Raw genomic sequence first — 6,315 nt, forward strand, 5'->3', positions numbered from 1 at the left:
CCGCCGCCGGCCGCCCCGCCGCCGGCCGCCTCGGCGCGTGCCTCGGCGAGCATCCGCGCGACGAACTCCTCGGCCGGTTCGGCCACCGCGGAACCCGGGTCCGCGTCCGTGGACGCCGCCCCGCTGTCGGGCAGCGGGGCCGGATGGCGCAGCGGCGCCCAGTAGGCCATGCGTGAGGCGCTGCCCATGTCGGTGCCGAAGAGCGCGGTGTCCCACCGGGACTTGAGCAGCTCCTCGCGGACCTTGTTCCCGTTGCCGTGGACGTAGAGGACCCGGGGTTCCATCGCACCTCCCGCACCGGAGCACGGATGCCGGCCACGGCCAGTATTGGTCGGCCGACCGGGTGCCGCCAGTCGGTCGCGGGCGTTGCTCCGGCCGCCAGGCCCGATCGGGCGTCGCTCGGCGCTGCGGGGTTCGCCGCGCCGCCCGCCGCGGAAGCCATCCCCGACGTACACCCCCGTCACCGCTCCCCCAGGAGGTACCCATGCCCGCAGGCCTGTCCATCCACGTAGGCCTCAACAACGTCGACCCCGCCAAGTACGGCGGCTGGGACGGACAGCTCATGGCGTGCGAGAACGACGCCCGCGACATGGCGGCTCTGGCCCGCGCCGCCGGCTTCGAGGACACCGTGCTGCTCACCGCGGACGGCACCGTCGACAACATCACCGCCGAGCTGCGCAAGGCGGCCGAGAGGCTTCAGGACGGCGACATCCTGCTGTTCACCTACTCGGGCCACGGCGGCCAGATGCCCGACACCGAGGGCGACGAGCCGGACGAGCTCGACGAGACCCTGGTGTTCTTCGACCGCCAGTTCCTCGACGACGAGCTGCACCGGGAGTTCCTGCGGTTCTCCCCCGGCGTCCGCATCTTCACCCTGCTCGACTGCTGTCACAGCGGTACGGCCACGGAGGTCGCCCAGCCGGGCGCCGCCGCGGACGAACCCGCGCCCCGCGTGATGCCCGAGGTGCGCCAGCAGCAGAACTTCGAGCAGAACATGGCCTTCTACCAGGAGCTCCAGCGCGAGCTGAGGAAGAACGGCAGCAACGGCGTCGAGCCCGGCACCGTGCTCATCTCCGCCTGCCAGGACCGCCAGGTCGCCCTGGACGGCCGGGTGAACGGCAAGTTCACCGAGACCCTGCTGCGCGTGTGGAACGGCGGGGCCTTCAGCGGCGGCGGCTACCAGGCCTTCCACCAGGCCATCAAGCAGCTCATGCCGCGCTCGCAGGTCCCCAACTTCTTCACCACGGGCAGCCCGACGCCGCAGTTCCTCGACCAGAAGCCCTTCACCGTCTGAGCCGGCCGGGCATCCGTCCCGTTCGGTTCGGACGCCGAACCCATCGGGTACGGTGGGCACCCGCGCGCGGTCCCACCGACCGGCTCGCCGTCTGCGCCGACCCGCCCCGCGCGGGCCGGCGCGGGGTGTGCCGGCACACGGGGACGACGCCCCGGGCGCCGGCGACGGGCGCTGCACGGGCCGCGGCGCACACGCCGCCACCCCTCACGAAAGGCTCTCCCCCCATGAGAATCCTGACCGTCGGCGCCGGCGCCGTGGGCGGCTTCTTCGGCGCCCGCCTCGTCCGGGCCGGGGCCGACGTCACCTTCCTCGTCCGCCCGCAGCGGGCCGCGGCCCTGCGCGAGCGCGGGCTGCGCGTGACGGGACCCGGCGAGGAGATATCCCTGGAACCGCAGTTGGTGACCGCGGACGCGCCGATGGGGACGTACGACCTCGTCCTGCTGTCGGTGAAGTCCACGGCGCTCGAACAGGCGGCGAAGGACCTCGCCCCGGCCGTGGGCCCCGGCACAGCGATCGTGCCGCTGCTCAACGGCATGGCCCATCTGGACTTCCTGGACGGGCACTTCGGCGGGGCGGCCGTCCTCGGCGGGGTCGCGAAGGTGGTCACGACCCTGGACGGGAACGGCGACATCGTGCGCATGGCTCCGCCGTCCGTGGTGCTCACCGGCGAGCGCGACGGCACGCCGTCCGGCCGCGTCGACGCCGTACGCGAGCTGCTGACCGCGGCCGGCATCGACAGCCCGCCGACCCCGGACATCGTCGCCGCCATGTGGCACAAGTGGGTCTTCATCACCACCCTCGCCGCCACCACCTGCCTGCTGCGCGGCTCCGTCGGCGAGGTCAACGCCGTCCCCGGCGGCGCGGAGCTGGCCCGGGCCGTCCTGGCGGAGGCGGCGGCGGTCGCAGCCGCCTCGGGGCACCCCGTCCCGCAGGCCGAGCTCGACGTGACCACGCGGACGGTGACCGCCGAGGGCTCCCCCCTCACCCCGTCGATGTACCGGGACGTGCTCGCGGGGCAGCCCACCGAGGTGGAGCACGTCCTCGGCGACCTCGTCGCCCGGGCGCGCGCCCTGGCCGTCCCCACCCCGCTCCTCGACCTCGCCACCCTCCATCTGCGGGTCCACCAGCAGCGCGTGGCGGGGTCCCGGGCAGGGCGGTGACCTTCGGGGCGGTCCGTCGTTGAACACGGCGGTCATGCGAAGTGCACCCGCGGAGTCCCGGGCCTCGGCCGAGGTCCGGGACTCCGTGTTTGCCGGTGTTCGCCGCCTACTGTCCGCCGACCGGCGGGGCGTCCTGGCGGCGCGGCTGCTCCCCGCTGCGCAGGGCCTCGACGAACCAGGTGAAGACGGGGGCGAGGCTCGCCACGGGCGGCCAGCCGTTGACGGTGGCCAGGAGCTGCCAGTACCGCTCGGCCCGCGGATCGGCGGCCGCCTCCAGGCGGGCCAGCAGCCAGCGCCGCAGGTCGCCGTCGTCGGCGCGCTCGAAGGCGTGGGCGTACAGGGCCGTCAGCGCCTGGGTGACGGGCAGCGCCTCCGCGGAGGTCGGCAGGATCCCGGCGGCGAGCGCCTCGGCGACGCGCTCGCGGACCGCCTCGTTCAGCTCGTGCTGCAGGGCCCCGGTGTCGCCGCCGGACCGGTCCGCGGCCTGGATCTCGGCCATGCGGCGTACGGAGGCGCGGAAGTCGGTGTCCTGGCAGAGCTCGGCGAGCTCCACCCAGGCCTCGACCTGCTCGGTGGTGGGGTCCTCGGGAAGTTCGGGCATCGCCGAGCGCAGCATGGCGACGAACTCCGGGTTGGCGTCGAAGCCGCCGAAGGTGTCGTCGATGAACGCGTGGACGAGCCGGTGCCGTTCGGCCTCGGACAGTTGGGCGAGCCGGTGCATGAGTCGGGTCTCCTGGGGTGAGGCGCCGCGCCGGGCCACCGCCCGCAGCACCGCCCGCCGCAGCCGCAGCGTGCGGATCTGCACGTCCAGGGCGTCGGCGTGGGCTGCTGCCACCTCCGGTACGGAGGTCTCCCGGTCCAGCACCCTGCGGACGGCGGCCAGGTCGAGGCCGAGTTCGCGCAGGGTACGGGCCAGGTCGAGGCGGGCCAGCGCGTCGATGTCGTAGAGCCGGTAGCCGGCGTGGCTCCGGCCGGTCGGCGGCACGATGCCCGAATCGGAGTAGTAGCGGATGGTCTTCACCGTCAGTCCGGTGCGCCGGGCCAGTTCCCCGATCGAATAGAGCGCGTCGCCGTTCATGCCCCCACCCTGCTGTCTCCCCCGGCGGGAGACTCAAGCCCGCCCCCGCACCGCCCTGCTGTACGCAGGCAGTCTCCCCGACCCGGATCCCCGGTGGGGAACTCGCTGGTCCGCGCGGACCCCGGCTGACAGACTGAAAGCGCTTCAGATCATCCGAGGAGGACGCATGGCACAGGAATCGGACACCCCGCCGGACGAGTCGCCGGCCGACGCGGCCAAGCGCAGGTTCCGGGAGGCTCTGGAGCGCAACGCCCGCAACGCGCAGGCGCAGCAGGCCCACCAGAGCCGGGCGAAGATCCAGGGGAACAGTGCGGGCGCCGGCGCCAGGACCAAGCGCACGCGCCGCAAGACGGGCTGACGCCACGGCCCCGGGGCCGCGGGCCGGCATGCCGCCGGGTCGCGGCCCTTTGCCGTGTCCGAGGAATCCTTCCGGCGTCCCACGGCCGGCCCGCGCGCCCGGCCGTGCGCTCGGCCACTCGGGCGACATGCGATAACCCGGGGCGCTGACGGCAGTTGATCAGCTCGTCCCGCCGGGGACACCCCGCCCACGCGACAGTCCGACAGAAGGATTCTCCCCATGTTCAAGAAGATGATGGCCACCGCCGCGGCTACCGCCTCGGTGCTCGGCGCCGGCGCCGTGGTTGCCTCCCCGGCGATGGCGATCGGCAACGACGGCGGGGTCACCACGATCAACGGCAACGACTCCGAGCAGATCTACGGCAACCAGGAGACCAAGGGCCTCCAGAGCCCGCAGCTCAGCCTGGTTCAGGGCTCGCTCAACAAGCTCTGCGTGGGCCTGCCCGCGAAGGTCAACGTCCAGTCGCTGGTGGGCATCACCCCGATCGGCCTCCAGGACGTCAACATCCTGTCCAACCCGATGAACCAGCAGTGCACCGAGAACTCCACCCAGGCCAAGGGCGACGAGCCGCTCTCGCACATCCTCAGCAACATCCCGGTCCTGTCCGGCAACCTCTCCAACGGCAGCTGACCACCCGGCGCGCCCCTGCGCCCCCCGGGGCCGCACCCGGCTCCCCGCAGCCAAGGCCCGTACGCCACCGTGCGTACGGGCTGCCCGTTGCCCGGGCGGCCGACTCACCTGCTCACCCCCGGGGCCCGCAGGGTGGTGGCCAGCTGGGCGCGGGAGCGGACCTCGAGCTTCTGGTAGATCCGCGTCAGCCGCGCCTCCACCGTCTTGACGCTGACGAACAGCTTCGCGGCCGCCTCCTGGTTGCTGGCGCCCTGGGCCACGAGCAGCGCGAGACGGGCCTCCCCCTCGGTCAGCGCGGCCAGGGCCACGGCCGGGCCGGCCGCGGCGGGCACCGGCTCCGGGCCCTCGCCGGCCAGCTGCGCCCAGGGCTTCGCCCCGGCCTCCCCGAACACCTCGGCCGCGGCCTGGAGGGCGGCCCGGGCGGGGGCCCGCCGCCGGCGGCGCCGCTCCACGCGGCCCAGGGCGAGCAGCGTTCGGCCCCGCTCCACCGGCAGCCGGAGCTCCCGGAACCGCTCGGCGGTCTCGGTCAGGAGGTCCACGGCGGCCTCGGCGGCCCCGTGCGCGGACAGGGCCAGGCCGCGGGCCCGGTCGAGGGCGGCGGCCACGGGGGCGCGCCCGAGGGCGAGGGCGGTCCCGCGTACGGCGTCGATGAGCCCGGCGGCCTCGTCGGGGGCGTCGGCGGCGACGAGGGCCTCGGCGAGTTCGCCGTGCCAGCGCAGGATGGAGGGGTCGACGACCTGCTGGGCCGCCTCCAGTTCGGCGACCCGGCGCAGGGTGGCCACCGCCTTCGCGGCCTCCCCCGTCGCGAGCTCGACCAGGCCGAGCGCGTACAGGCTGCGCGAGAGGAAGACCTGGTCGCGCTCCTCCTCGGAGGCCTGGATGCCGCGGCGGGCGTATCCGGCGGCGCGCGCGAAACTGCCGCCGGTCGCCTCGGCCATGGCGGCCACGTACCAGGCGGGTCCGGGCGAGAGTCCGGCCTCGATGGTGAGTTCCAGGGCCCGGCGGGCGTGTGCGGAGGCCACGGCGCACCGGCCGCGCCGCAGTTCTACCTCGCTGAGGCTGCGCAGCACCTCGAAGACGTCCTCGGAGGAGCCGGTGCGCTGGACGGCCGGCAGCAGGACCAGGAGCTGGCTGCGGGCGTCGTCGAGCCGGTCGTCGAACAGGGCGTGCCGCACGGCCAGGTACTGCGGGGCGTTGCGCATGCCGAGGGGGACCTCGGGGGCGGGCAGGGCCAGGGCCTCGGCCAGGATGTCCTCGGCGTCCGGGTCCCCGAGGATGCGGCCCATGCGGGCCCGTACGGTCAGGGCCATGGCCTCGGCCACCTGGTCGCCGCCCGCGGCGGCGAGCGCCCCGGCCTCGGCGGCGGCGTCGCGGGCGAGGACGGGGTCGCCGTCGCTGAGGTTGCACTTCCAGGCGACGCGCAGCTGGACGGCGGCCTGCAGGGCGGGGTCCCCTTCGGCCTCGTCCATGGCGTGCGCGAAGGTCTCGTCGAGGGTGCCGAGGGCCTGGCCGGCGGCGTCGATGACGGCGAGGCGGGCCCGGACCCGGTCGGAGGGCGAGGCGTCGCGGGCGAGGACGGCCCGGGTGGCGCGGCGCGCGAGGTCGGCGCGGCCGGCCCAGCCGGCGTCCTCGGCGGCGGCGACGAGGCGGGCGAGCTCCTCGCCGGGTCGGTCGAACGGGGTGCGTTCGGCGGCGAGCAGGCCGAGCTCGGCGGCGAGGGCGCGCTGGCCCCGGCGGCGGCAGTCCGCGGCGGCGCGGGCGATGTCGGCCGCGAGCCACTCGTCGGGGGCGTCCA

At 75.0% G+C, this 6,315-nt stretch carries 6 protein-coding genes and 1 pseudogene; 4 read left to right on the forward strand and 3 right to left on the reverse strand.

Annotation, left to right across the window (positions count from 1 at the left end; all coding sequences use genetic code 11):
* Positions 1 to 284: pseudogene (locus tag AB0F11_RS37270) on the reverse strand (hypothetical protein); the annotation flags it as partial.
* 200 nt (positions 285 to 484) lie between these two features.
* On the opposite strand from AB0F11_RS37270, the gene AB0F11_RS37275 reads away from it, so the two are divergent.
* Both AB0F11_RS37275 and AB0F11_RS37280 read left to right on the forward strand, forming a co-directional pair.
* Positions 485 to 1,294: a caspase family protein gene (locus tag AB0F11_RS37275; RefSeq protein ID WP_362184094.1), complete on the forward strand. Its 810-nt coding sequence runs from the start codon at positions 485 to 487 to the stop codon at positions 1,292 to 1,294.
* A 224-nt stretch (positions 1,295 to 1,518) separates the two neighbouring features.
* Positions 1,519 to 2,454 (forward strand): ketopantoate reductase family protein, encoded by a 936-nt coding sequence (locus AB0F11_RS37280; protein WP_362184097.1) that lies wholly within the window; start codon positions 1,519 to 1,521, stop codon positions 2,452 to 2,454.
* Between the two features lie 106 nt (positions 2,455 to 2,560).
* On the opposite strand, the gene AB0F11_RS37285 is transcribed toward AB0F11_RS37280, so the two are convergent.
* The gene (locus AB0F11_RS37285) at positions 2,561 to 3,532 is read right to left on the reverse strand and encodes a MerR family transcriptional regulator (protein WP_362184100.1); all 972 of its coding nucleotides are present in this window, start codon (positions 3,530 to 3,532) and stop codon (positions 2,561 to 2,563) included.
* Between the two features lie 166 nt (positions 3,533 to 3,698).
* Here AB0F11_RS37285 and AB0F11_RS37290 point away from each other — a divergent pair, with 166 nt between their 5' ends.
* The gene (locus AB0F11_RS37290) at positions 3,699 to 3,890 is read left to right on the forward strand and encodes a DUF5302 domain-containing protein (protein ID WP_362184103.1); all 192 of its coding nucleotides are present in this window, start codon (positions 3,699 to 3,701) and stop codon (positions 3,888 to 3,890) included.
* A gap of 219 nt (positions 3,891 to 4,109) precedes the next feature.
* Positions 4,110 to 4,520, forward strand: a complete 411-nt coding sequence (locus tag AB0F11_RS37295; RefSeq protein WP_362184106.1) for a rodlin — start codon at positions 4,110 to 4,112, stop codon at positions 4,518 to 4,520.
* Positions 4,521 to 4,624: 104 nt separating this feature from the next.
* Here AB0F11_RS37295 and AB0F11_RS37300 read toward each other — a convergent pair.
* Positions 4,625 to 6,315 (reverse strand): helix-turn-helix transcriptional regulator (locus AB0F11_RS37300; protein ID WP_362184109.1); only part of this gene is annotated, 1,691 nt, incomplete at its 5' end.

Source organism: Streptomyces sp. NPDC032472 (genome assembly GCF_040636955.1).
In the GTDB taxonomy this organism is placed as follows: Bacteria; Actinomycetota; Actinomycetes; order Streptomycetales; family Streptomycetaceae; genus Streptomyces.